Below are 21,138 nucleotides of genomic sequence, written 5' to 3' on the forward strand. Positions count from 1 at the left end.
GCCCCGCCGCGTCTCGCGGCCCCGCGCAGGAACAGGCCAGGGTTGCTCGCGCAGTTCGTCCTGCAGTGGTTCTGGCTGCCGGTGTGGGCCGCGGTCGCGCTCGCCCTGGGCCTGCTCGTGGCGCTCGCGTCCGCGGGGTTCAACCCCCCGCTCGCCTGGCTCAACCCCTGGCGCGCCGTCCTCACCTGGCCCCGGTTCCGGCTTGAGTGGGCCGGTGACCCCGCCCGGTGGGACGCGTACGCGACCGAGCGGATCCGCGCCCGGATCGCCGACGCCGAGCGACGGCCCGCGGCCCACCGGGCGCACGGCGCCGACGGCGCGGCCGTGCTCGCCGTCACCGTCCCGGCCCGGCTCTTCCGCGGCGTGGGCCCGGACCGCGCCGCCGCTGTCGCGGAGGGCTGGACGGCGGAGGTACGCGGCACCGGGCGGGACCGGTGGAGTCCCGGTGCCCTGTCCCTGCGCCGGCCGCTGCCTCAGCCCGGGAGGTAGCCCACCAGCAGGTCCGCCAGTCCGTTCGGGTCGGAGAGCGCCACCAGGTGCCCGCCCGGCAGGACGTCGGCGTCGACGCCGAGCCGCTCCCGGGCCACGCGCCGCTGGAAGGCGGCGGGGAACAGCCGGTCGTCGCGGCCCACGACGACCCGGGTGGGCACGTCCGGCCAGGCGGGCAGCGGGAAGGGCAGGCCGAAGGGAGTGTCCGACTGCGGGTTCCCCCGGGCCAGGGCCTCTTCCGCCACATGCCCCGGGAGGTCGTGGAAGAACGTCACAAGGGGGTCGAACTCCCCGTCCACCGGCCGCCCCTCGGCGAGGTCGAGGGCGCGCCGGGCCTCCGGCTGGCCTGTGGCGGCCCACCACTCCCCGGCGGTCTCGCCGGGAGCCGGGACCATCGCGTTGACCAGGACAAGCAGCACGAGCCGGTCCCCGAGCCGTTCGCAGGCGAGGGGCGCGCTGAAGCCGGCCATCGACTGGGCGACCAGCACCAGCGGCGCGCGGTCGCCCGCGGCGGCGACGACCGCGTCGGCGTACTCCCGCAGCCCCGCGTGGTCGTCCCCGGTGGGGAGGTCCACCGCGACCGCGGCGTGGCCGCGGCGGCGTAGCTCCGGCTCGAGCAGGTGCCAGTACCAGGTGCCGCCCCCCGCGCCCGGGACCAGGACGAAGGTCGTTTCCGTCACGTTCGCCCGTCCTCCCGTCAGGACTTCGCCAGGACGGAGGTGAAGCTGTCCAGGATGTGGTTGGCTCCGGCCTCGGCCGTGGCGCAGTGCTCCTCCGGGACGCCGGGCTGGTGGTAGACGACCTCGGTCCGGTCACCGCGGTCGGTGAAGGCGGCGTCCATGACGACCTCCGGCGCACCCGGGACCTCCATCGTCCACACCAGCCGCTTGTGCAGCTCCACCTCGCGGTACACCCCGCTCAGCGGCATCTCGCCCTGCGGCGTGGTGATGGTGGCGCGCCAGGCCCCGCCGGGGCGGACGTCGCTGGCGACGGTGGGCAGCGGGGCGCCGAACCACTGGGCGAAGTACTCCGGCTCGGTCCACACCTTCCACACCTTGGCGAGCGGCGCGTCGAAGACCCGGGTAATGGTGATGTCGTTCATGGTGCTGCCTTCCTGTTCGAGCCGGCCACCGCGGAACGGCTCCGGTGATAGGACCGGGCGGCCCGGCGAAACTCATCGGTGGCGGTGTCCGACCCGTGTGGTGTGATCGGCGGGAGCGACGAAGGGAGCGGAAGATGGGCGCGCAGGTACGGATCGAGCCGTGGGCGGAGGGCGACCTCGAGCTGCTCCGGCGGGCGAACGCGCCCGCGATGATGCGGCACCTCGGCGGCCCCGAGACCGAGGAGCAGCTGCTCGTCCGCCACGAGCGGTATCTGGCGAGCGGGAGCGAGGGCGGCGGGATGTTCAGCATCGTGCTGCTGCCCGAGGGTGTGCCGGCCGGGAGCATCGGCTACTGGGAGAAGTCCTGGCGAGGCGGCACGGTGTACGAGACCGGCTGGGGCGTCCTGCCCGAGTTCCAGGGGCTCGGCGTCGCCGCGGCCGCCGGGGAGGCCGTCATCGCCCGGGCGGCGGCCGAGAAGGGCCCGCGCTTCCTGCACGCCTTCCCCAAGGTCGACAACCACCCCTCGAACGCGATCTGCCGCAAGCTCGGCTTCACGCTGGTGGAGGAGTGCGACTTCGAGTACCCGCCGGGGCACCCCATCCGCTGCAACGACTGGCGCCTGGAGCTCTACGTGCCGTGACGCCGATCCGGACCCCGGCGGGCCCGTTCCCGCACGACGGCGGCCGGCGCGCGGCGGCCTCCGGGGCGCTGCCCTCGGAACCGGCACGACCCCGTCCTGGCCGACACCGGGGGCAACCGCTTCCGCGTCGTCGGCAAGGGCTCCGGCCGGCCGCCGGCCCGTCCGTCACAGCGGCTCCGGCCCCACCTGCGGCGGCTCCACGAAGAAGCTGTCGTGGCGCAGCAGGAACTCCCGGAACTCCGCACCCCCGCGCTGCGCCATCTCGCCGGCCCTCTCGAAGTACTCCTCCCGGGGCGCGCCGGGAGCGAAGAGCAGCAGCATCGACGCCGGCTCGTCGGAGTCGTTCTGGAAGGCGTGCAGCCCCCCGGCCGGCACATGGAGGAAGTCCCCTGGGCGGGCGGTGATCCAGCGCTCACCGTCGAAGAGCTGCACCGCCCCGGACAGGACGAAGAAGGACTCCGAGATCGACCGGTGGAAGTGGGTGCTGGGGCCGGGGGAGCCCGGGCCCATGTCGATCCGGTAGAGGCCGAAGTCGCCGCCCGTCGACGTGTGCGTGGCCAGGTAGTGGGTGCGGTTGCCCGAGGGAGCGAGCACGTCCGCACCGGTGCCGGCGGCGCGGAACAGCGCGCTGACCTCGCCCTGTTCTCCGAGGTAACGGGGCTCGGGGTAGGACATGATCGCTCGTCGTCTCCTTCGGCATCGGTCAGACAGACCGTGCCACATCCGATCCGGGAACTCCGGCCAGCGCTCCGGGAAGTACGGCCGAAAGGTTGACGAAGCGTGTCCGTACCGCCGGAGCCGCCCGCCCGTGACCGTGCCCATGTCCATGCCCGTGCCCGTGGCCGGGGCGTCCGGCTGATGGCACGATGGCACGCAAACATTCGCCACGACACTCTCGACCGGGGGAACGGAGCCGATGAGCAAGGAGATCAGCGACAGGGACCTGATGGACGTCGCCGACGACCCCGCACAGGCCCGCCGACTGCACAAGGCGCTCAGGACACTCGCCGACAATCCCCAAGTCGACGGCACGCTCAAGGAGATGGCGCGGGAGGTGCTCTCCGGCCGCCTCGGCATGCGGGAGGCACTGGGCTCCGGGGCCTACCTCGGCGCCCTCGGCGACCGCATGGCCGAGCTGAGGCGCGCCGACGAGCGGCTGACGCCCGAGGAGCGGGCGGCACAGGAGGAGCGCGCCCGGCGCTGGTTCGAGCAGCAGTCCGACGAGCAGGCGCAGGAGGCGCAGGAGGACCGGGAGGACGGGACGCCCGGCGGCGACCGCCCGGCCGCCGTGCGGCGCGACCCCCGCGACGTTCCGCCCGCCTACCGGCCGCCGTCCCCGCGGGACTGAGGCAGCCGGGGCCGCGAGCACGGCGGGGGCGGGCCGGACGGCCCGCCCCCGCTCGCGTGTCCCGGCGCCGCGCGCCGGGACGGGATCAGCTCTCCGGCAGGAAGCCGGTCTGGATCAGCTGGTTGCCGCGGCGCCGCGTGATGAACTGCGCACGGCCCGGAGGCAGCCTGGACGCCTTGACGTTGCCGAAGATCGGGCCCTCGGCCGGGTCGCCGGACAGCAGCACCCCGGTCGCGCCCAGCTCCTTGACGCGGGTCAGGAACGGCTCGAAGGACGACCGCGAAGCGCCCGAGGTGCTGCGCGACAGCACGATGCGCAGGCCCAGGTCACGGGCGAACGGCAGGTACTCCATCAGCACCTGCATCGGGTTGCCCATCGAGGTGGCGACCAGGTCGTAGTCGTCCACGAAGACCCAGGCGTCCGGCTCGCTGTACCAGCTGCGGCTGCGCAGCTGCTCCGGCGTGACGTCCGGGCCGGGCATCCGGCGGCTCATGGAACCGGCCAGCGACTCCATGACCTCCTGCAGCTGCGGACCGGAGGCGCAGTACTTGTACATGTGGCTCTCCGGTACCTGGCCGAGCAGCGCCCGGCGGAAGTCGGCGACCACGAACAGCGCCTTGCCGGGCTCGTAGCGCTCGCTGGCCTGCCTGGCGAGGAGCCGCAGCAGCGAGGACTTCCCGGACTCGCTCTCGCCGTAGATGACGAACAGCGGGTCGGTCTCGAAGTCCACGAACACCGGCGACAGGGTGAGCTCGTCCACACCGATCGCGATGCCGCGGCCGGAGAAGTCGCCGCCCCCGGGCAGCTCGGTCGACGGCAGCATCGTCGGCAGCATCCGCACCTTCGGCGCGGTGGGGCCCGACCAGTTGGCGTTGACCGATGCCACGAACTGCGCCATGCCGTCGGAGAGGTCCTCCACGCCGGAGGAGGCGTCGACGCGGGGCAGCGCCGCCAGGTAGTCCAGCTTGTCGGGGGACAGCCCGCGGCCCGGCTTGCCGACCGGCACGTTCTCGGCGCGCCTGCGGTCGAACTCGGACTCCATCGGGTCGCCGAGCCGCAGCTCCAGCCGGCTGAGGACCTGGTCGCGCAGCGCGGGCCGGATCTCGGTGTAGCGGGTGGCGGTGATCACCAGGTGGATGCCGAAGCCCAGACCGCGGGTGGCGATGTCGTTGATGACCGGGTCGAGCATCTCGTAGTCGGTCTTGAAGGTGCTCCAGCCGTCGATGACCAGGAACACGTCGCCCCACGGCTGGTCGGGGAAGTGCCCCGAGGCCCGGCGGGAGCGGAAGGTGCCCATCGAGTCGATGACGTTGGTGCGGAAGAACTCCTCGCGGGCGTTCAGGATGCCGTGCACCTCGGCCACCGTACGGCGGACCTTCTCCGCGTCCAGGCGCGAGGCGACCCCGCCGACGTGGGCCAGCCCGTCCAGGGCCAGCATGCCGCCGCCGCCGAAGTCCAGTGCGTAGAACTGCACTTCCTTCGGGGTGTGGGTGAGCGCGAAGGACGCGATCAGGGTGCGGACCAGCGTCGACTTGCCGGACTGCGGGCCGCCGACGATCAGGGCGTGACCGCCGGAGCTCGACAGGTCCGCGTACATGACGTCACGGCGCTGCTCGAAGGGCTTGTCGACCAGACCGACCGGCACCTGCAGCTTGCCGGTGGCGGTGTAGCCCTCCGCGTGCAGACCCCGCTCGGCGCTCACCGTCAGCGGCGGCAGCACCTGGTCGACGCTGAACGGCTCGTCCAGCGGCGGCAGCCACACCTGGTGGGCGGGCGGCCCCTGGCCCTCCAGCCGGCCGACGACGACGTCGAGCACGGTGTCGGCCAGCGCGTCGTCCACCTGCCCGCTCCGCTGCTGCGGCTCCGGCGCGGTGACGATGCGCACGGGCACGGGCGAGGCCGTGAACAGCACGGGGGAGCGGTCGATGCGCGCCCCGCTCGCCGTGCGGGTGCCCGGCGCCCGGTAGGTGCCGGACACGTACGCGGCCTTGAACTGCACCATCGTGTCGGTGCCGTACTTCAGGATGCCCGCGCCGGGCACGTTGGGCAGGTGGTACGCGTCGGGCACGCCGATCGCGGTGCGGGACTCGGCGGCGGAGAAGGTCCGCAGGCCGATGCGGTACGACAGGAAGGTGTCCAGGCCGCGCAGCTTGCCCTCCTCCAGGCGCTGCGAGGCCAGCAGCATGTGCACGCCCAGCGACCGGCCGATGCGGCCGATCTGGATGAACATCTCGATGAAGTCCGGCTTGGCGGCGAGCAGTTCGGAGAACTCGTCGATGATCAGGACCAGCGAGGGCAGCGGGTCGAGCGCCGCGCCCGCCGCGCGGGCCTTCTCGTAGTCGGTGATGTTGGCGTAGTTGCCGGCCTGCCGCAGCAGCTCCTGGCGGCGGGTCAGCTCACCGGTGATGGAGTCGCGCATGCGGTCCACCAGGGTGAGTTCGTCGGCCAGGTTGGTGATGACCGCCGACACGTGCGGCATCGTGCCCATGCCGGTGAAGGTCGCGCCGCCCTTGAAGTCGGCGAGCACGAAGTTGAGGGTCTCCGAGGAGTGCGTCACGGCCAGGCCCAGCACCAGCGTGCGCAGCAGCTCGGACTTGCCGGAACCGGTGGCGCCGACGCAGAGGCCGTGCGGGCCCATGCCCTCCTGCGAGGCCTCCTTGACGTCCAGCATGACCGGCTCACCGGTCTCGCCCAGGCCGATGGGCACCCGCAGCCGCTCGTGGAGGGTCCGCGGCCGCCAGGTCCGCGCCACGTCCACCGACGCAGCGTCGCCGATGCCCATCAGGTCGGTGAAGTCCAGGTTCGCCAGCAGCGGTTCGTCGGCGTCCGCGGCACCCAGCCGCAGGGGCGCGAGCTGCCGCGCCAGCGACTCCGCCTGCACCGGGGACAGCACGTCGGGTACGCCGGTGAAGGTGCCGGCCCCGGCCTCCAGGTACAGCTGGTCGCGCCACACCTGGATCGACAGCGAGCCGCGCGCCTCGTCCAGCTCGCCGGGGACGACCTCCAGGATCGTGACGCCCTGCAGGCCCTCGGCGGACGCGATCACCGAGTCCGCCGGCACGCCGCCGCCGTCCAGCACGATCACCACGTGCGGCTGGTCCAGCACCGGCTGGCCCTCGCGGTTGAAGCGCGGCCGGCCCTCCAGCTCGTCCGCCAGCAGATCCTCGACCTCGCCCAGGTCGCCGCATATCAGACGGCGCGAGCCCGCGCCGTCGTGCTCCTTGTGCTGCGCGTGCGGCAGCCACTTGACCCACTCCCACTCCGGCTGGGCGCCGGGTGCCGCCACGATGGCGACGACCAGGTCCTCCGGCGAGTGCAGGGAGCACAGCTGGCCCACGATGGAGCGGGTCTGCCCGTAGACGGTGTCCGGGTCCCCGGAGACGGTCACGTGGTAGAAGGAACGCAGTCCCACCGCCAGCGGCAGGTTGTCCAGCGAGCCGTGCGCCGCGATGAACTGCTGCATCGAGTGCGCGGTCAGCGGCTCCAGTTCGTCCACCGGGGCGGTCTCCGGCGCCACCAGCGGCGTCGACAGCTGCTGCGGGCCGAGGCCCACCCGCACCTGCGCGAAGTCCGGGTCGGTGAAACGGCGTTCCCACACCCGCGAGGACTCGGCGACCAGCGCCCACAGCTGTTCGGGCGCGGGATGCAGGTAATACTGTGCGTCGCGCTGCTTGCGGGCGGTCTTGCGCACCCCGCGGCGCACCTGCGCCAGGTATTTCAGGTAGTCCCGGCGGGCCTCCGCCATCTGCCCCGACGGCCCCTTGCGGGCGCGCACGATCTGGGCCACCACCATCGCCACGGTGGAGCCCAGCATGAGCACGCCCATGACCTTCATGAACCCGCCGGAGGTCCCCGACCCCGTGGGCAGGAAGAAGAACGCCGCCGAGGAACCCATGCCGAGCATCGGCAGCAGGTTCATCAGCAGGCCCTGGTCCTCGCCGCGCGGCAGTTCGGGCGGGGCTTCGAGCCGTACCTCCTCATTCGGCACCTCCGGCGGGTAAACCCGCGGCGGGCGCTTGATGACGACCACGCTCACCGATGCACCAGTCCTTCACGCGAATCGCAGTTTCGGGCCGCCCCCGTGGTGACGGTCCCCCGTATGACACGTCCCGGTCGCGCTGCGCCCCGCGCGGGGCGGGCATCGGACCACAGGCAGGTGGCGATCCTACTGGGCATGACAGTTCAAAGGCACTGGGACGGGTGAGGGACAAGGGACTTGGGGTACCCGGTAGGGTGACGGATCGCGAGGCGCGGACGGGGGTCCGACCCTGGACGGCCGCGCGGACCCCACCCCAACACACCCATCACCGGACGAGGGGGACCACTCCAGGTGAGCACGATCTCAGCGACGGGATTCTGCAGAGTCACGGTGGCGGCGCCGAACAGCCGGATCGATGTGGCACTCCCGGAGGACGTACCGCTCTCCGACATCCATCCGGAGATACTGCGCCTGTCGGGCCAGACGCCCGACGAAGCCGCCCCCACCGGCTACAACTTGGTCCGCCGGGACGGACGTGTCCTCGACGGCACCCTGTCCCTGGCCGAACAGCGCGTGCACGACGGTGAGTTGCTGCTGCTGCGCCCGTTCGCGGACTCACTGCCGCCCGCCGTGTTCGACGACGTCGTCGACGCCGTCGCCGCCGCGGTCGAGACCGACCGGCGCAGCTGGAACGACGGCCTCATGCGTGGCGTGGGCCTGACCGCGGGCGTCATCCTGCTCGCCCTGATGGCCTTCGTGCTCTGGTTCTCCGAGCCGGTCAAGCACGACATGCACGGCCTGTCCGGCATCCTCGCCGGCGCCGCGGGCCTGGTGCTGGTGGCGCTCGCCTCGGTGCGCGCCCGCGTGTACGACGACCGCCACTCGGCCGTCGCCCTCGGCCTCGCCTCCCTGCCGCTGCTGCTCGTGGCCGGCTCCGGGATCATGGGCGTCGACGGGAACGAGGGACCGGGCCGGCTGCACTTCCTCATCGGCTGCGTCGTCGTGCTCATCGCCGCGGTGCTCCTCGTGCTGATGCTGCCCCAGGGGGACGCGCCGTTCGTCGCGGCCTCCTTCACCGCCGGCGTCGGCACCGTGGCCACCTTCGTGGCGATCCTCACCGACGCCGCGCCGCGCGAGGCCGCCGCCGTCACCGCCGTCGTCATGATCGCGGTCGTCGGCTTCCTGCCCGGCTGGTCCGCCCGCTTCGCCCGGCTGCCCATCGGCTTCCGCTCGCCCGACCAGGTCCAGGCCCGGCACCGCGGCGACGGCGACCGGCAGGGCGAGGAGGAGCCGGTCGACTTCGACCGGATCACCAACCAGGCCCGTCGCGGCCACGAGCTGCTGCTCGGCCTGGTCGGCGGCTGCGCCGCCGCGATCGTCGGCTCCGCCGGCGTCGTGCTCGGTTTCTCCGACAGCTCCTGGGCGCAGCTGCTCGCCCTCGCCATGGGTCTGGCGACCCTGATGCGCGCCCGGCTGTTCCGCTACACGTCGCAGGTCGTGACGCTGATGGTGGCCGGTGTGATCACCGTCGGGCTGCTGATCATCGGTCTCGCCCTCAACCTGCCGACCGACGTCCTCACCGACCTGCTGCGCGGCAACCACTCCTCGCTCGACATCCGCACCGTGTGGCTGTCCGCGGCGGTCGCCCTGGGCGCGGCCCTCCTGGTCGCGATCGCCCTCGTCGTCCCGAGCAAGGGCGTCACCCCCTTCTGGGGCCGCATGCTCGACCTCGCCGAGGCGACCGTGCTGCTCTCCCTCATCCCGCTCGCCCTCGCGGTCCTCGACCTGTACGCCGAGGCCCGCGGCATGACCAGCGGCTGAACGACGGGCGGCCGGGCCGGAGGGCCCGCGGCCGCCGGCGGCTCCCGCCACCCCGGCCCCGGACATCGCACCGGGCCCGGGGTGGTACTCTGTGTAACCGATGCGTCCGCCCATGCGCGGCGCGTCATGCCTTCCGGGTCAACGAAGCTTCTCCTGTGACGCAGACCAGGGGCGCTCGGAGGCACCGACACCACAAGGAGACCGTATGTCGCTCGACGTCGCGACGAAGAAGCAGATCATCGCCGAGTTCGGCACCAAGGAGGGCGACACCGGCTCCCCCGAGGTCCAGGTCGCGCTGCTCTCGCGCCGCATCTCGGACCTGACCGAGCACCTCAAGACCCACAAGCACGACCACCACTCCCGTCGTGGTCTGCTGATCCTGGTCGGCCAGCGCCGCCGCCTGCTGCAGTACCTGGCCAAGAAGGACATCCAGCGCTTCCGTGCGCTGGTCGACCGCCTCGGCATCCGCCGCGGTGCGGCCGGCGCCCGCTGAGACACCGTAGAGGGAGCGGTTCCCAGCCGGGGGCCGCTCCCTTTGCGTACGTACGGGGCCGCGCTGGGCGCGAGACCGGGGCCGAGACTTTGTAGTCTGGTCCCATACACAACGCCATAGAGCATGCGGAGGGAGCGTCCTCCTAGCGCCACCAGAGCCGGTCCTCGGTAGTGGCCCCCGGGCAGCACGTACGTCCCGGTGGCTTCGATCGAAGACCGGCCCGGCGGGACGCCCCTCCACCGACGGTCCCCGGGAAGACGCCCGGGGGCACGAAAGAGGAGAATTCCCATAGTGGAGAACGAGACCCACTACGCCGAGGCCGTGATCGACAACGGCAGCTTCGGCACCCGCACGATCCGCTTCGAGACGGGCCGCCTGGCCCGTCAGGCCGCCGGCTCGGCCGTGGCCTACCTGGACGACGACACCATGGTGCTGTCGGCCACCACCGCCTCGAAGCACCCGAAGGACCAGCTCGACTTCTTCCCGCTGACGGTGGACGTCGAGGAGCGCATGTACGCGGCCGGGCGGATCCCCGGCTCCTTCTTCCGCCGCGAGGGCCGCCCCTCCGAGGACGCGATCCTCACCTGCCGCCTGATCGACCGCCCGCTGCGCCCGTCCTTCAAGAAGGGCCTGCGCAACGAGATCCAGGTCGTGGCGACGGTCATGGCGCTCAACCCCGACCACCTCTACGACGTGGTCGCCATCAACGCCGCCTCCTGCTCCACGCAGCTCGCCGGCCTGCCCTTCTCCGGCCCGGTCGGCGGCGTGCGCGTCGCGCTGATCCGCGGCCAGTGGGTCGCCTTCCCGACCCACAGCGAGCTGGAGGAGGCCGTCTTCGACATGGTCGTGGCCGGCCGCACCCTCGAGGACGGCGACGTCGCGATCATGATGGTCGAGGCCGAGGCCACCGACAAGACGATCAAGCTCGTCGAGGGCGGCGCCGAGGCGCCGACCGAGGAGATCGTCGCGGCGGGCCTGGAGGCCTCCAAGCCCTTCATCAAGGTGCTGTGCAAGGCGCAGGCCGACCTCGCCGCGAAGGCCGCCAAGGAGACCGCCGAGTTCCCGATCTTCCTGGACTACCAGGACGACGTGTTCGAGGCGCTGGAGTCCTCGGTCGCCGACGAGCTGAAGCAGGCGCTGACCATCGCCGGCAAGCAGGCCCGCGAGGCCGAGCTGGACCGGGTGAAGGCGCTCGCCGCCGAGAAGCTGCTGCCGCAGTTCGAGGGCCGCGAGAAGGAGATCTCCGCCGCCTACCGCTCGCTGACCAAGAAGCTGGTCCGTGAGCGCGTCATCAAGGACAAGGTCCGCATCGACGGCCGCGGCGTCACCGACATCCGCACCCTGGCCGCCGAGGTCGAGGCGATCCCGCGGGTGCACGGCTCGGCGCTGTTCGAGCGCGGCGAGACCCAGATCCTGGGTGTCACCACGCTGAACATGCTGCGCATGGAGCAGCAGCTGGACACGCTGGCGCCCGAGACGCGCAAGCGGTACATGCACAACTACAACTTCCCGCCGTACTCCGTCGGCGAGACCGGCCGCGTGGGCTCGCCCAAGCGCCGTGAGATCGGCCACGGCGCGCTGGCCGAGCGGGCGATCCTCCCGGTCCTGCCGGCCCGCGAGGACTTCCCGTACGCCATCCGCCAGGTCTCCGAGGCGCTGGGCTCCAACGGCTCCACCTCCATGGGCTCGGTCTGCGCCTCCACCATGTCGCTGCTGAACGCCGGTGTGCCGCTGAAGGCCCCCGTCGCCGGCATCGCCATGGGCCTGATCTCCCAGGAGATCGACGGCGAGACGCACTACGTCACCCTCACCGACATCCTCGGTGCGGAGGACGCCTTCGGCGACATGGACTTCAAGGTCGCCGGCACCAAGCAGTTCGTCACCGCGCTGCAGCTGGACACCAAGCTCGACGGCATCCCGGCGTCGGTCCTGGCCGCGGCCCTCAAGCAGGCCCGCGACGCCCGTCTGCACATCCTCGACGTGATGATGGAGGCGATCGACACTCCGGACGAGATGTCGCCGAACGCCCCGCGCATCATCACCGTCAAGATCCCGGTGGACAAGATCGGTGAGGTCATCGGCCCCAAGGGCAAGATGATCAACCAGATCCAGGAGGACACCGGCGCCGAGATCACCATCGAGGACGACGGCACCATCTACATCGGTGCCGCCGACGGCCCGTCCGCCGAGGCGGCCCGCGCCACCATCAACGGCATCGCCAACCCGACGATGCCCGAGGTCGGCGAGCGCTACCTGGGCACGGTCGTGAAGACCACCACCTTCGGTGCCTTCGTCTCCCTGCTCCCGGGCAAGGACGGCCTGCTGCACATCTCGCAGATCCGCAAGCTGGCCGGCGGCAAGCGCGTCGAGAACGTCGAGGACGTCCTCGCCGTGGGCTCCAAGGTCCAGGTCGAGATCGCCGAGATCGACCAGCGCGGCAAGCTCTCGCTGATCCCGGTCATCGAGGGCGAAGACGCCGCGGCCGACGACAAGGCCGAGGACGCGTCCGAGAAGTGACCACCCGCTCCACTCGTGTGACGGCCCGCCCCACCACCAAGGGGCGGGCCGTCCGCACGCAGACCCTGCTTCCCGGCACCGACGGCATCGGCACGGTGCGGCGCAGCGTGCTCCCCGGCGGCCTGCGCGTGGTCACCGAGACCCTGCCGACGGTGCGTTCCGCGACCTTCGGCATCTGGGTCGGCGTCGGCTCACGCGACGAGACCCCGGCGCTCAACGGCGCCACGCACTACCTGGAGCACCTGCTCTTCAAGGGCACCGCGCGGCGCAGCGCGCTGGAGATCTCCTCGGCCATCGACGCCGTCGGCGGCGAGATGAACGCCTTCACGGCCAAGGAGTACACGTGCTACTACGCGCGTGTCCTCGACAACGACCTGCCGCTCGCCATCGACGTGGTCAGCGACATGCTGACCGGCTCCCTGATCCGCCAGGAGGACATCGACGCCGAACGCGGTGTCGTCCTGGAGGAGATCGCGATGACCGAGGACGACCCCGGTGACCAGGTCCACGACCTGTTCGCCACCGCCATGCTGGGCGACTCCCCGCTCGGCCGCCCCGTCCTCGGCACCGTCGACACCATCAACGCCCTCACCCGCGACCAGGTCGCCCGCTTCTACCGGAAGCACTACGACCCGACGCGGCTGGTCGTCGCGGCCGCGGGCAACATCGACCACGCCACCGTCGTCCGCCAGGTCCGCAAGGCCTTCGAGGACGCGGGCGCCCTCCGCGACGCGGACGCCGTGCCCCGCCCGCCGCGCGCCGGCGCCCGCACGATACGCGGCCAGGGCCGGGTGGAGCTCCTGGAGCGCCGCACCGAGCAGGCCCACGTCGTGCTCGGCATGCCGGGGCTGTCCCGGCACGACGACCGGCGCTGGGCACTGGGCGTGCTCAACACCGCCCTCGGCGGCGGGATGAGCTCCCGGCTGTTCCAGGAGGTCCGCGAGAAGCGCGGACTCGCCTACAGCGTCTACTCGTACACCTCGTCCTTCGCGGACTCCGGCCTGTTCGGCGTGTACGCCGGCTGCCAGCCGCGCCGCGTCCACGAGGTCCTCAAGATCTGCCGCGAGGAACTGGACCAGGTCGCCGAGCACGGGCTGAGCGACGAGGAACTGCACCGCGCCATCGGCCAGTTCTCCGGCTCGACCGTGCTCAGCCTGGAGGACACCGGCGCGCTGATGAACCGGATCGGCAAGAGCGAGCTCTGCTGGGGCGAGCAGATGTCGGTGGACGCCACACTGGAGAGGATCGCGGCGGTCACGCCCGACGAGGTGCGCGCGGTCGCCCGCGACGTCCTGGGACAGCGTCCCTCGCTGGCCGTCATAGGCCCGCTCAAGGACCGGCAGGCCGCCCGGCTGCACGAGTCCGTCGCCTGAGCCCTGAGCCGTACCGACCGTCTCGAACGTCTGGACCGGAGGACTGGAACGATGAGCAAGATCCGCGTGGGTGTGATCGGGGCCCGTGGCCGCATGGGCGCCGAGGCGGTCAAGGCCGTCGAGGCCGCGGACGGCCTGGAGCTGGTGGCGGCGATCGGCCGCGAGGACAAGCTGGAGTCCCTCGCCGAGAACGGGGCCCAGGTCGCCGTCGAACTGACCACCCCGGGCTCGGTGATGGGCAACCTCGACTTCTGCCTGCGGCACGGCATCCACGCCGTCGTCGGCACCACCGGCTGGACCGACGAACGCCTGGACACCCTGCGCGGCTGGCTCGGCCAGGCCCCGGGCACCGGTGTGCTCATCGCGCCGAACTTCGGCATCGGGGCGGTCCTGGCCATGCGCTTCGCCCGCCAGGCGGCCCGCTTCTTCGAGTCCGCGGAGATCGTCGAACTCCACCACCCGGACAAGGTCGACGCGCCCAGCGGCACCGCAGTCCGCACCGCGCAGCTCATCGCCGACGCCCGCCGCGAGGCCGGCCTCGGCGAGCAGCCGGACGCCACGGCGACCGCCCTGGACGGGGCGCGTGGCGCCGACGTCGAGGGCGTGCCCGTGCACGCGGTGCGGCTGCGCGGTCTCGTCGCCCACCAGGAGGTGCTCTTCGGCGACGTCGGCGAGGTCCTCACCATCCGTCACGACTCCATGAACCGCGCCTCTTTCATGCCGGGCGTGCTGCTCGGCGTGCGCAGGGTCGTCTCCACGCCGGGGCTCACCTTCGGCCTGGAGCACTTCATGGACCTCGACTGACCGACCCAGAGACAGAAACTGAGAGCCGGGTCCGCCCATCATGCGCGCAAAGATCACCTACTTCGTCCTCGCGGCCGTCCTGGCCGTCTACTTCGTGCTGGCCGGCGCCCGCGGCGTCTGGCTGATCCAGGACGGCCGCCCGGTCACCGTGGTGTTCGGCGTGGCCGTGCTCGTGCTGCCCCTGGTCGGCGTCTGGTTCCTGGTCCGTACGACGCAGTTCGCGCGCAACGCGGACCGCCTCGCCCGGGAACTGGAGGCCGAGGGCGGCCTCCCGGAGGACGAGCTGGTGCGCACCCCGAGCGGGCGCGTCGACCGGGACTCCGCCGACGCGGTCTTCGCCCGGCGCAAGGCCGAGACGGAGGCCGCGCCGGAGGACTGGCGGACCTGGTTCCGGCTCGCGGTCGCCTACCACGACGCCCGTGACACCCCGCGGGCGCGCAAGGCCATGCAGCGGGCCATCGCCCTGCGCGGGAAGGCGCCGCTGACCCCCTGAGCGGGGTCCGGTGCGGCGTCAGCCCGGCAGGACGGCCGTCCCGGCGCCGGCCTCGCCGGGGGCGCCGGTCAGCGCGCGCAGCAGGGCGTGCGGGGCGCGGCCGTCCAGTACCCGAGCGGTGCGGACCCCGGCGCGGACCGCACGCAGGCAGCTCTCCATCTTCGGCACCATGCCGCCCCCGAGGGACGGCAGCACCAGTTCCAGCTCGCTTGCGGTGAGCCGGTCCAGCACCCGCTCCCGGCGCGGCCAGTCCGCGTACACCCCGGGCACGTCGGTCAGCACCACCAGGACCTCCGCGCGCAGCGCGGCGGCCAGCGCGCCGGCGGCCGCGTCCGCGTTGACGTTGTAGACCTCGCCGTCCGTGCCGCGGCCGAGCGGCGAGACCACGGGGACGTGACCGTGGTCCAGCAGCACGTCCAGGGCCGCGGTGTTGACCTCCGTGACGTCCCCGACCAGGCCGATGTCCATCAGTTCCCCGCCGACCTCGGCGTACCGGCGCACCGCGGTGAGGGTGTGCGCGTCCTCGCCGGTGAGCCCGACGGCGTACGGGCCGTGCTCGTTGAGCAACCGCACCAGCTCCCGCTGCACCTTGCCGGCGAGCACCATCCGCACCACGTCCAGCGTCTCCGGCGTGGTGACGCGCTGACCGCCCAGGAACTGTGCCGGCACGCCCAGCCGGTCGAGCTGCGCGCTGATCTGCGGACCGCCCCCGTGCACCACCACGGCCCGCACTCCGGTCTGCCGCAGCCGCACGACGTCCTCGGCGAAGGAGCGCAGCAGCGTCCCGTCGGTCATGGCGTGCCCGCCGAACTTCACGACGACGGTGCGGCCCCGCAGCGGTTCCAGCGCGGGCAGCGGCCCGGGGCGGCTGAGGAGCGTGCTCGGGTGGGGCGGTGCGAACAACTGTCGCTCCAGGTCCTCGACGGGCCAAGTCGGCCGGACGCTAACAGCCGCAGGCAAACGCCCGATGACGCCCGTCTGTCGCCCGCGGGGCTCCTGCGGCGCGGCGCCACGTATGCCTCGATTGCCTCGAACGCCTCGAAGCGGACCGGCCCGCGATCGGGCGGCCGTGACGGGGCGAGGACGCCGGCTCCGCCGGCCTGAAGCCCGGTCCGGCGTCGCCGCGTGCGCCGGGCCCCGCAGGCGCCCTGAGGGCCCGGAGCGGCCCTGGTGGGCCCTACCGGCCCAGCTCGGCGGCCCAGCCCTCTATGGCGTCCGCAGCCTGGTCGAAGGCCTCCGTACGGCCCAGGAAGTCCGCGTTGTGGTCGGTGAGCAGCGGCCGCAGCAGCTGGCCGTTCGACCGCGTGACGACCAGCGCCTGGCCCTGCACGGTCCGGGGCAGCCCCAGCCACTTCACCGGCTGCTGGGCCGTACGGACGGATCCGACCCGGTCCCAGGGCAGCGTCGTGGTGTACAGGAACCCCACCTGCCGCAGGCCGCGCGTGCTCACCCAGAAGCCCACGCGCAGCAGACGCAGCGCGAAGCCGATCGCCAGCACCGCGGCGCCGATCGTCGTGACCACGCCGGGCCCGTTGCCCGAAAGTCCCATGATCACCGCTGCGAAGAGCAGGTACGAGGCGAGCATGAGCAGCATCGCCGCCGCGGCGACCCGCCAGGGCCCGGGGCGGTAGGGACGGACCCACCCGTCCTGGACCCGGTGCGGAAGGGCGGCGTCCGCGGCGTACTCGTCGTGGCCGCTGTCGGCGGCGAGGAAGGGCAGAGACACATCGGTGAGGCTAGCGGGCCCCGCCGGGACCGGCCAGCAGTGGTCCGCCGGTCGTCTGCCTTGCTCCGCTTTGCGGGGAGTGGGGGCGGTGTCGACGGGTGTCGGGCGATGTCAGAGCGGGCGAATAGGCTGGGCGCCGCCCCAAGCTCCGTGAGGAAGGACGCCCGGTGACCGACACCTCCGCCGACGATTCCGTGCAGTTCCGCGACGACGTGACCGTCGAGCTCATCAAGCACAGCGCCGCCGATTCCGACGTGCTCTGGGCCGCCCGGGTCTCCACGGCCGGCGAGCAGTCGCTGGCGGAGCTGACCAAGGACCCGGAGCGCTCCAAGGGCCTGATCAACTTCCTCATGCGGGACCGCCACGGCAGCCCCTTCGAGCACAATTCGATGACCTTCTTCGTCAGCGCCCCGATCTTCGTCTTCCGCGAGTTCATGCGCCACCGCGTCGGATGGTCCTACAACGAGGAGTCCGGCAGGTACCGCGAGCTGGAGCCGGTCTTCTACGTGCCGTCCACCGAGCGCAAGCTGGTGCAGCAGGGCCGCCCCGGGAAGTACGAGTTCGTGCACGGGTCCCCGGAGCAGCACCAGTCCGTCGTGGACGCCATGGAAGCCTCCTACCGGCAGTCCTACGACGCGTACCAGAAGATGCTGGCGGCCGGCGTCGCCCGTGAGGTCGCCCGGGCCACGCTGCCCGTCGGCCTGTTCTCGTCGATGTACGCCACCTGCAACGCGCGCTCGCTGATGCACTTCCTCGGCCTGCGCACCCAGCACGAACTCGCCAAGGTGCCGTCCTTCCCGCAGCGGGAGATCGAGATGGTCGGGGAGCGGATGGAAGCCGAATGGGCGAAGCTCATGCCGCTCACCCACGCCGCCTTCAACGGCAACGGCCGGATCGCTCCGTAGCAGGTCACCACTCATCCGGAATCTTCCGATTGCCGGGTTTCGTGCAATTCGTCTAGTCTTCAGAAACGGATTCCGGTGCTGCTTGAACCCCCGAGCAGGCAGCGCCGGAGTCCTCATCGCAGGTCCCGAGGGGGTATCCCGGCACCGGCACCGAGTAGCGTTGGACTCATGGCTCCGACCTCCACCCCGCAGACCCCCTTCGGGCGGGTCCTGACCGCAATGGTCACGCCGTTCACCGCGGACGGCGCCCTCGACCTCGACGGCGCGCAGCGCCTCGCCACCCACCTCGTCGAGGCAGGCAACGACGGCCTGGTCGTCAACGGCACCACCGGTGAGTCGCCGACCACCAGCGACGTGGAGAAAGAGCAGCTCGTCCGGGCCGTACTGGAGGCGGTCGGCGACCGCGCGTTCGTCGTCGCGGGCGTCGGCACCAACGACACCCACCACACCGTCGAGCTGGCCCGCCAGGCGGAGCACGCCGGCGCCCACGGCCTGCTCGCGGTCACGCCGTACTACAACAAGCCCCCTCAGGAGGGCCTGTACCGGCACTTCACCGCCGTCGCGGACGCCACCGGCCTGCCGGTGATGCTCTACGACATCCCCGGCCGCAGCGGCGTCCCGATCGAGACCGAGACCCTCGTCCGGCTCGCCGAGCACCCCCGCATCGTCGCCAACAAGGACGCCAAGGGCGACCTCGGCGCCGCGAGCTGGGCCATGAGCCGCAGCGGCCTCGCCTGGTACTCCGGCGACGACATGCTCAACCTGCCGCTGCTCTCCGTCGGCGCCGCCGGCTTCGTCTCCGTCGTGGGACATCTGGTCAGCCCTGAACTGCGGGCCCTCCTCGAGGCGTATCTCTCGGGAGACACCCACAAGGCGACCGAGATCCACCAGAAACTGCTCCCGGTCTTCACCGGCGTCTTCCGCACCCAGGGCGTCATCACCACCAAGGCCGCCCTGGCCCTGCAGGGGCTGCCCGCCGGCCCGCTCCGGCTCCCGCTCGTGGAGCTCGACGAGGCGGCGACGGCACAGCTGAAGCAGGATCTCGCCGCCGGCGGGGTACAGCTGTAACCAAAGACTTAAGAACTGAATATCGCTCCATGAGGACAACGAAAAAGAACGCACGCTGTCACGCGCGCACGGTGTCCCCGGGCTTCTGCCCGGGGCCTGTGGCGTGCGTGGTGAGGAGAGACTTTGAGCCATCCGCACCCTGAGCTCGGCCCACCCCCCGCGCTGCCCGAAGGCGGTCTGCGCATCACCCCGCTAGGCGGTCTCGGAGAGATCGGCCGCAACATGACGGTCTTCGAGTACGGAGGCCGACTGCTGATCGTCGACTGCGGGGTGCTCTTCCCGGAGGAGGAGCAGCCCGGAGTCGACCTGATCCTCCCGGACTTCACCTCGATCCGCGACCGTCTGGACGACGTTGTCGGCATCGTCCTCACGCACGGCCACGAGGACCACATCGGCGCCGTCCCCTTCCTCCTGCGGGAGAAGGACGACATCCCGCTGATCGGCTCGAAGCTGACCCTCGCCCTCATCGAGGCCAAGCTCGCCGAGCACCGCATCCGCCCCTACACGCTCGAGGTCGCCGAGGGGCAGCGCGAGCGCATCGGGCCCTTCGACTGCGAGTTCATCGCGGTCAACCACTCCATTCCCGACGCCCTCGCGGTCGCCATCCGCACCCCGGCCGGCATGGTCGTGCACACCGGCGACTTCAAGATGGACCAGCTGCCGCTCGACGGCCGGCTCACCGACCTGCACGCCTTCGCGCGGCTGTCGGAGGAGGGCATCGACCTGCTGCTCTCGGACTCCACCAACGCGGAGGTCCCCGGCTTCATCCCGCACGAGCGGGACATCTCGCCGGTGCTGCGCCAGGTCTTCGCCAAGGCCGAGAAGCGGATCATCGTGGCCAGCTTCGCCAGCCACGTGCACCGCATCCAGCAGGTCCTGGACGCCGCCCACGAGCGCGGCCGCAAGGTCGCCTTCATCGGCCGCTCCATGGTCCGCAACATGGGCATCGCCCGTGACCTGGGCTACCTGCGGGTCCCACCGGGCCTCATCGTGGACGTCAAGACGCTCGACGACCTCCCCGACGAGAAGATCGTCCTGGTGTGCACCGGCTCCCAGGGCGAACCCATGGCGGCGCTGTCCCGGATGGCCAACCGTGACCACCAGATCCGCATCGTCGAGGGCGACACCGTCGTCCTCGCCTCGTCGCTCATCCCGGGCAACGAGAACGCGGTCTACCGGGTGATCAACGGCCTCACCCGCTGGGGTGCCAACGTCGTGCACAAGGGCAACGCCAAGGTGCACGTCTCCGGCCACGCCTCCGCCGGCGAGCTGCTGTACTTCTACAACATCTGCAAGCCCCGCAACCTCATGCCGGTCCACGGTGAATGGCGCCACCTGCGCGCCAACGCCGAACTCGGCCGGGCCACCGGCATCCCGAAGGAACGCTGCGTCCTCGCCGAGGACGGCCTGGTCGTCGACCTCGTCGACGGCGTCGCCAAGGTCACCGGCAAGGTGCAGGCGGGCTATGTGTACGTCGACGGCCTCTCCGTCGGCGACGTCACCGAGTCCTCCCTCAAGGACCGCCGCATCCTCGGCGAGGAGGGCATCGTCTCGGTGTTCATCGTCGTCGACAGCACCACCGGCAAGGTCGTGGGCGGCCCGTTCATCCAGGCCCGCGGCTCCGGCATCGACGACGAGGCGTTCAACGAGGTCCTCCCCAAGATCGAGGAGTCCCTCGCCCGCGCCGCCTCCGACGGCGTCGCCGAGGTCCGGCAGTTGCAGCAGCTCATCCGCCGCGCGATCGGCAAGTGGGTCTCCGACAACTACCGCCGGCGCCCGATGATCCTCCCCGTGGTCGTGGAGGTCTGACGCACCACCAGGAGCGGGGCACCCTCGATTTGCATCGGGGTGCTCCGCTCCAGTACGTTGGCACAACCCCCGCGACGAGAACGCCACGGAAACGTGCGCCCTCGCAGCGGTCGGGTAAATCCGACGGTAAGCATCTGCTAAAGTCGGGGAGCGCGAAAGCCGAAAGGCAGAAACGCAAAAGCAGGAAATTCCCACCGGCGGGAATCGGGCCCGAAAGAGTCTGATAAAGTCGGGAACGTCGAAAGGTGAAAGCCGGAAGACAAACCCCCTCCAGAGGGTGGCAGAGAAGGAAATCGGATCTGCTAAGCTGGAGACAACGAAGGGAAAGCCCGGAGGGGCCGGTGAAACGGTCTCAAAGGAAGCTTCCGTTCCTTGAGAACTCAACAGCGTGCCAAAAGTCAACGCCAGATATGTTGATACCCCGTCCATCCGTTCGGATGGTCGAGGTTCCTTTGAAGAAATACACAGCGAGGACGCTGGGCACGTCGGGATTATTCCTCCCGATGGTGCCGCTCTCGTGAAGACATTCACGGAGAGTTTGATCCTGGCTCAGGACGAACGCTGGCGGCG

At 71.4% G+C, this 21,138-nt stretch carries 19 protein-coding genes; 13 read left to right on the forward strand and 6 right to left on the reverse strand.

Features of this window, described 5'->3' with window-relative positions:
- Window positions 1-42 precede the first annotated feature (42 nt).
- Window positions 43-489, forward strand: a complete 447-nt coding sequence (locus CHF15_RS39970; protein ID WP_089228852.1) for a hypothetical protein — start codon at window positions 43-45, stop codon at window positions 487-489.
- Here CHF15_RS39970 and CHF15_RS39975 read toward each other — a convergent pair.
- On the reverse strand, window positions 474-1,169 hold the full coding sequence (locus tag CHF15_RS39975) for an alpha/beta fold hydrolase (RefSeq protein ID WP_089228853.1): 696 nt from the start codon (window positions 1,167-1,169) through the stop codon (window positions 474-476). The two genes, CHF15_RS39970 and CHF15_RS39975, sit on opposite strands and share 16 nt — an antisense overlap.
- Before the next feature lie 17 nt (window positions 1,170-1,186).
- Window positions 1,187-1,591, reverse strand: coding sequence for an SRPBCC family protein (locus CHF15_RS39980; protein WP_089228854.1), 405 nt, complete (start codon window positions 1,589-1,591; stop codon window positions 1,187-1,189).
- 134 nt (window positions 1,592-1,725) lie between these two features.
- Between CHF15_RS39980 and CHF15_RS39985 the strand changes: the two genes are divergently transcribed.
- The gene (locus CHF15_RS39985) at window positions 1,726-2,232 is read left to right on the forward strand and encodes a GNAT family N-acetyltransferase (protein ID WP_089228855.1); all 507 of its coding nucleotides are present in this window, start codon (window positions 1,726-1,728) and stop codon (window positions 2,230-2,232) included.
- 165 nt (window positions 2,233-2,397) lie between these two features.
- Here CHF15_RS39985 and CHF15_RS39990 read toward each other — a convergent pair whose 3' ends face one another.
- Window positions 2,398-2,907, reverse strand: a complete 510-nt coding sequence (locus tag CHF15_RS39990) for a cupin domain-containing protein (protein ID WP_089228856.1) — start codon at window positions 2,905-2,907, stop codon at window positions 2,398-2,400.
- 241 nt (window positions 2,908-3,148) lie between these two features.
- On the opposite strand from CHF15_RS39990, the gene CHF15_RS39995 reads away from it, so the two are divergent.
- Complete coding sequence (locus CHF15_RS39995) at window positions 3,149-3,580, forward strand: hypothetical protein (RefSeq protein ID WP_089228857.1); 432 nt, start codon at window positions 3,149-3,151, stop codon at window positions 3,578-3,580.
- 85 nt (window positions 3,581-3,665) lie between these two features.
- Here CHF15_RS39995 and eccCa read toward each other — a convergent pair whose 3' ends face one another.
- Window positions 3,666-7,616 carry a type VII secretion protein EccCa gene (gene eccCa / locus CHF15_RS40000; protein WP_089228858.1) on the reverse strand — a complete coding sequence of 1,317 codons (3,951 nt, stop codon included), beginning with the start codon at window positions 7,614-7,616 and terminating at the stop codon, window positions 3,666-3,668.
- Window positions 7,617-7,910: 294 nt separating this feature from the next.
- Between eccCa and eccD the strand changes: the two genes are divergently transcribed.
- The 6 genes from eccD (at window position 7,911) to CHF15_RS40030 (ending at window position 15,060) form a co-directional block, all read left to right on the forward strand.
- Window positions 7,911-9,380, forward strand: coding sequence for a type VII secretion integral membrane protein EccD (eccD, locus tag CHF15_RS40005; protein ID WP_179280191.1), 1,470 nt, complete (start codon window positions 7,911-7,913; stop codon window positions 9,378-9,380).
- Between the two features lie 205 nt (window positions 9,381-9,585).
- Complete coding sequence (gene rpsO / locus CHF15_RS40010; protein ID WP_018562610.1) at window positions 9,586-9,873, forward strand: 30S ribosomal protein S15; 288 nt, start codon at window positions 9,586-9,588, stop codon at window positions 9,871-9,873.
- A 291-nt stretch (window positions 9,874-10,164) separates the two neighbouring features.
- Window positions 10,165-12,390, forward strand: a complete 2,226-nt coding sequence (locus tag CHF15_RS40015; RefSeq protein ID WP_089228860.1) for a polyribonucleotide nucleotidyltransferase — start codon at window positions 10,165-10,167, stop codon at window positions 12,388-12,390.
- Complete coding sequence (locus tag CHF15_RS40020) at window positions 12,387-13,763, forward strand: M16 family metallopeptidase (RefSeq protein WP_089228861.1); 1,377 nt, start codon at window positions 12,387-12,389, stop codon at window positions 13,761-13,763. Before CHF15_RS40015 ends, CHF15_RS40020 begins: the two co-directional genes overlap by 4 nt.
- A 51-nt stretch (window positions 13,764-13,814) precedes the next feature.
- A complete protein-coding gene (gene dapB / locus CHF15_RS40025; RefSeq protein ID WP_089228862.1) occupies window positions 13,815-14,567 on the forward strand; it encodes a 4-hydroxy-tetrahydrodipicolinate reductase in 753 nt (250 codons plus the stop codon).
- Between the two features lie 40 nt (window positions 14,568-14,607).
- Window positions 14,608-15,060 (forward strand): tetratricopeptide repeat protein, encoded by a 453-nt coding sequence (locus tag CHF15_RS40030; RefSeq protein ID WP_089228863.1) that lies wholly within the window; start codon window positions 14,608-14,610, stop codon window positions 15,058-15,060.
- Window positions 15,061-15,078: 18 nt separating this feature from the next.
- Here the strand turns inward: CHF15_RS40030 and argB are convergent, their stop codons facing one another.
- Together argB and CHF15_RS40040 are read right to left on the reverse strand one after the other, a co-directional pair.
- Window positions 15,079-15,963: an acetylglutamate kinase gene (gene argB, locus CHF15_RS40035; protein ID WP_179280192.1), complete on the reverse strand. Its 885-nt coding sequence runs from the start codon at window positions 15,961-15,963 to the stop codon at window positions 15,079-15,081.
- Between the two features lie 274 nt (window positions 15,964-16,237).
- Window positions 16,238-16,786: a hypothetical protein gene (locus tag CHF15_RS40040; RefSeq protein ID WP_089228864.1), complete on the reverse strand. Its 549-nt coding sequence runs from the start codon at window positions 16,784-16,786 to the stop codon at window positions 16,238-16,240.
- A gap of 167 nt (window positions 16,787-16,953) precedes the next feature.
- Between CHF15_RS40040 and thyX the strand changes: the two genes are divergently transcribed.
- From thyX to CHF15_RS45545, 4 genes are all read left to right on the forward strand, one after another.
- On the forward strand, window positions 16,954-17,691 hold the full coding sequence (gene thyX, locus CHF15_RS40045) for an FAD-dependent thymidylate synthase (RefSeq protein ID WP_089228865.1): 738 nt from the start codon (window positions 16,954-16,956) through the stop codon (window positions 17,689-17,691).
- A gap of 168 nt (window positions 17,692-17,859) precedes the next feature.
- Window positions 17,860-18,759: a 4-hydroxy-tetrahydrodipicolinate synthase gene (gene dapA / locus CHF15_RS40050; RefSeq protein WP_089228866.1), complete on the forward strand. Its 900-nt coding sequence runs from the start codon at window positions 17,860-17,862 to the stop codon at window positions 18,757-18,759.
- 123 nt (window positions 18,760-18,882) lie between these two features.
- Window positions 18,883-20,568 (forward strand): ribonuclease J, encoded by a 1,686-nt coding sequence (locus CHF15_RS40055; RefSeq protein WP_089228867.1) that lies wholly within the window; start codon window positions 18,883-18,885, stop codon window positions 20,566-20,568.
- Window positions 20,569-20,956: 388 nt separating this feature from the next.
- Window positions 20,957-21,138, forward strand: a 182-nt coding sequence (locus tag CHF15_RS45545) for a hypothetical protein (RefSeq protein ID WP_220093393.1), incomplete at its 3' end; no start/stop codon positions are given.

Origin of the sequence: Actinacidiphila glaucinigra (assembly GCF_900188405.1) — a bacterium.
GTDB classification, from domain to species: Bacteria; Actinomycetota; Actinomycetes; order Streptomycetales; family Streptomycetaceae; genus Actinacidiphila; species Actinacidiphila glaucinigra.

Coding starts and splice junctions, on each gene's coding strand:
- CHF15_RS39980 (WP_089228854.1), bottom strand. CDS start 1,591: ATGAACGACATCACCATTACCCGGGTCTTCGACGCGCCGCTCGCCAAG.
- CHF15_RS39985 (WP_089228855.1), top strand. CDS start 1,726: ATGGGCGCGCAGGTACGGATCGAGCCGTGGGCGGAGGGCGACCTCGAG.
- CHF15_RS39990 (WP_089228856.1), bottom strand. CDS start 2,907: ATGTCCTACCCCGAGCCCCGTTACCTCGGAGAACAGGGCGAGGTCAGC.
- CHF15_RS39995 (WP_089228857.1), top strand. CDS start 3,149: ATGAGCAAGGAGATCAGCGACAGGGACCTGATGGACGTCGCCGACGAC.
- rpsO (WP_018562610.1), top strand. CDS start 9,586: ATGTCGCTCGACGTCGCGACGAAGAAGCAGATCATCGCCGAGTTCGGC.
- dapB (WP_089228862.1), top strand. CDS start 13,815: ATGAGCAAGATCCGCGTGGGTGTGATCGGGGCCCGTGGCCGCATGGGC.
- CHF15_RS40030 (WP_089228863.1), top strand. CDS start 14,608: ATGCGCGCAAAGATCACCTACTTCGTCCTCGCGGCCGTCCTGGCCGTC.
- dapA (WP_089228866.1), top strand. CDS start 17,860: ATGGCTCCGACCTCCACCCCGCAGACCCCCTTCGGGCGGGTCCTGACC.